Source organism: Sandarakinorhabdus sp. (assembly GCF_031422795.1).
In the GTDB taxonomy this organism is placed as follows: Bacteria; Pseudomonadota; Alphaproteobacteria; order Sphingomonadales; family Sphingomonadaceae; genus Sandarakinorhabdus.
On sequence record NZ_JANPML010000330.1, the window covers coordinates 1 to 2,468 of the forward strand.

Sequence of the window (2,468 nt, forward strand, 5' to 3'; positions counted from 1 at the left end):
GATCAGCAACGTCTCCATCGCCCCGCACACCGCCGTGCGGCGCAGCTTGGAGTTGACCACGATGGCCACCGCCTGACCGACATCGGCGCTGGCATCGACATAGACATGGTTGATGCCATCAAGATGCGCCAGCACCGGCACGCGCGCTTCGGCCTGCACCCGCGCCACCAGCCCCTTGCCGCCGCGCGGGATGATAACGTCGATCAGGCCATGCGCGGCCAGCATCTCGCCCACCAGCGCGCGATCGCCGGCGGGCACCATCTGAACCGCCGCCGCCGGCAGCCCGGCATCACGCAGGCCGTGCGCCACGCAATCGAGCAGCACGGCATTCGACCGTGCCGCTTCGCTGCCACCGCGCAGCAGGCAGGCATTGCCGGCCATCAGGCACAGCGCCGCCGCGTCTGCCGTCACGCCGGGCCGGCTTTCATAGATGATGCCGATCACGCCCAGCGGCACCCGCACGCGTTCGAACTGCAGGCCATTGGGCTGCGACCATTTCGCGATGATTTCGCCCACCGGATCGGCAAGGCCCGCCACGGTATCAAGCCCGGCGGCAATGCCCTCGACGCGGCCGGCATCCAGCGCCAGCCGGTCCACCAGCGCCGCCGACAGGCCGGCGGCGGCCGCCACATCGGCAGCGTTGGCGGCCAGCAGCTCATCGCGCCGCGCCCGGATGGCTGCCGCTGCGACGCGAACGGCCTGGGCCTTCTGCGCTGTCGGAGCGGCCGCCAACACTGGCAGGGCGGCGCGGGCGGCACGGGCCATATCCCCGATGAGATTGCTTGTCATAGCATCACCAGATGATCGGCGTGGACGAGGGCGGCGCGCGGCGCATAGCCCAGGATGGCGGCTTGCGCTTCGTTGCGCAGGCCCAGGATGGCGCTGGCGTCATCGGCGTCATAGCCGGCCAGGCCGCGCCCGAGCAGTTCGCCCTGCGGGCCCATGATGGCGACCACGTCACCGCGGCGGAACTTGCCGTCAACGCCGCGCACGCCCGCCGCCAGCAACGAGGCGCCGCGCTTCAGGGCGGCCGCTGCGCCGGCATCCACCAACAGCGTGCCGGCCACGGTGATGCGCCCGGCCAGCCACGCCTTGCGGCCCTTGGCCGCGCGCGGCGGCAAGAACAGCGTGCCGCCACCAGCCGACGCAAAATGGGTCAGCGGGCGATCGACGCGGCCATCGCAAATGGCGAGCGCGATCCCGGCCGCGCCGGCCATGCGCGCCGCCAGCAATTTTGCCGCCATGCCGCCCGAACCCATGCCCGAACGCGTTTCGCCGGTGGCCATCGCCATGATCTCGGGCGTCAGTGCCTTCACGACGGGCAAGCGCTGCGCCGCCGGGTCGGTCGCCGGATTGGCGGTGTAGAGGCCATCGACATCCGACAGCAGGATCACCCCGCTCGCCCCCGCCGCCTGCGCCGCGCGCGCTGCCAGCCGGTCGTTGTCGCCAAAGCGGATTTCAGTGGTCGCCACCGTGTCATTCTCGTTCAGCACCGGCACCGCGCCCAGATCGAGCAGGCGGGCAATGGTGGCCGCGACATTCAGATAACGCCGCCGGTCTTCCAGATCGCCCAGCGTCAGCAGCACCTGCGCTGCGGTGAGCCCCTGCGCCGCCAGCAAGGCTTCCCATACGCCTGCCAGGGCCACCTGGCCCACGGCAGCAGCGGCCTGCGCGTCTTCAAGGCTGGCGCGGCCACCCTTTTCCAGCCCCAGCCGGCGCGCACCCAGCGCAATGGCGCCGGACGAAACAATGACGATCTGCTGGCCCTGTTGGCGGCGCGCGGCGATATCAGCCACCACGCCGGCCAGCCATTCGCTGCGCACTGCCCCGCCGGCATCAACCAGCAGCGACGATCCGATCTTCACCACCAGCCGCGGGCAGCTGACGGGATCGAAGGCGGCAGCAGGCGGCTGGTTGGTCATCCAGGCGCCTTAGGACAAGAAACCCCCCCCGCTCATGCCGAGCTTGTCGAGGCACCCACCCCCGGCGGTGCGTACCTCGACAAGCTCGGCATGAGCGGGTTTGTTCTGGGCGGAACGCGTCACAGTGGCGTCCATGCCCTGTCACGTTCCACCTTCATCGCCTGCGCGCGGCCGGCGATCTCCATCAGCTTGTCGAGCACCGGCTCGACGCCCTGCTTGGTGGCGGCGCTGACGGTGAAGATATGCTGACCGCTGGCCTTTTCCAGCGCCCGCTTCTTGGCGGCCAAGGCCTGCGGCGTGACCAGATCGACCTTGGACAGCGCGAGCAGCTCCGGCTTGTTTTCCAGCCCGCCGCCATAGGCCGCCAATTCCTCGCGCACCACGCGCCATTGTTCGACCGGGCCGGGCAGGCTGGCATCGACCAGATGCAGCAGCACGCGGCAGCGTTCGATATGGCCAAGGAAGCGGTCACCGATGCCCACCCCTTCGGCAGCACCGGCAATGAGGCCAGGGATATCGGCCATCACCAGTTCCTGGCCCTTGTGC

Annotated in this window: 3 protein-coding genes; all 3 read right to left on the reverse strand. The window is 70.0% G+C overall.

Annotated features, from left to right (window positions below; all coding sequences use genetic code 11):
* Positions 1 to 789, reverse strand: a 789-nt coding sequence (locus tag RMO81_RS11915) for a glutamate-5-semialdehyde dehydrogenase (protein ID WP_310476105.1), incomplete at its 3' end; no start/stop codon positions are given.
* Positions 786 to 1,922 (reverse strand): glutamate 5-kinase, encoded by a 1,137-nt coding sequence (gene proB / locus RMO81_RS11920; protein ID WP_310476106.1) that lies wholly within the window; start codon positions 1,920 to 1,922, stop codon positions 786 to 788. The genes RMO81_RS11915 and proB, both read right to left, overlap by 4 nt.
* Positions 1,923 to 2,041: 119 nt before the next feature.
* Positions 2,042 to 2,468: GTPase (locus RMO81_RS11925; protein ID WP_310476107.1), on the reverse strand; the 427-nt coding region annotated here is incomplete at its 5' end.